The following is a 978-nucleotide window of genomic DNA, read 5'->3' as shown; positions in this document are numbered from 1 at the left end:
CGCCGGCGCCCGCGAACCGGTTGACACGGCCGTGCCTGCCGCGGTCGCGGCTGCTGCCGCGACAGCCGGCGCCGCCGGCGCAGGACGCGGCGCCTCGTCCTCGTCCAACAAGGCTTCCTTGATGATCCGCCGAGGGTCGTATTGCCGCGGATCAAGCTTGCGCCAGTCCATGTCGACGATGTCGTCGCCGACTTCTTCGCGCAGCTGTTCCTTGGCACCGGCGGCCATGGTCTTCAGCTGTTTGACGAACCTGGCCAACTGCGCGGCGTATTCGGGCAACCGCTCAGGTCCGAGGATCACCACGGCAAGAATTGCCAGGATGATCAGTTCTGAGCCGTTGATTCCAAACACGATTGAAGGTTACCCGTTCGCCGGGCCGGTCAGCCACTTGGCGGGCTGACCATCATGCCCAATCCGCGGACGATCCGGCTGAACGGATCGTCGGCCGGGGACGGCATCGGCAGCTTCAGGCGGGAGTTCTCCGACAGCACCACATGGCTGACCGTCTCCGGCATCTCGGCCAGCGGGAGGTCCGACCACAACGTGTACGTCACCTCGTCGGAGTGGAGCACCACGGTCCAGTCCTCGCCGCCGCGCACCCACACCGCGCGGTCCAGCCCGGCCACTTCCCGGAATCCGTCCATGGTCACGGGATGGCCCGTGGCCGCATTCACCGGCGGCGCGGGGTCAGCCACCCGGGCCGTCCCGCCGGCGCTGCCGTCTCCGCGCCGTTGCTCGGTGACCGTCACCCGGTGGCTGCCGTCGCCGAGCTCGAGCCTGACGGCAGGATGCCCGTCCACGACCGTCTGTTCCGCGCTCTGCAGGCGGTAGCCGAGCCCGGGCAGCACCGGGCAGGTCCAGCCGCCGCGCCGCAGCTCCTCGAGTGCCGCGCCGTTCAGGGCGATCGGACGGGCGGCGCCTGCATCGGCGGCCACCGGCACCCAGGCCGCCCCGGTGGCAAGGCCGCGGCCGGCGTCC

General features: G+C 70.6%; 1 protein-coding gene and 1 pseudogene. Both read right to left on the bottom strand.

Annotated features, from left to right (window positions below):
* A partial coding sequence (locus AC5RUH_RS16700; RefSeq protein WP_494129157.1) for a twin-arginine translocase TatA/TatE family subunit occupies positions 1-351 on the bottom strand: 351 nt, incomplete at its 3' end.
* 29 nt (positions 352-380) lie between these two features.
* Positions 381-978 (bottom strand): annotated as a pseudogene (locus AC5RUH_RS16695) (hypothetical protein); the annotation flags it as partial.

It is taken from the genome of Arthrobacter sp. Y3223166 (genome assembly GCF_059090935.1).
This window is presented reverse-complemented; position numbering and strand designations above follow the sequence as displayed.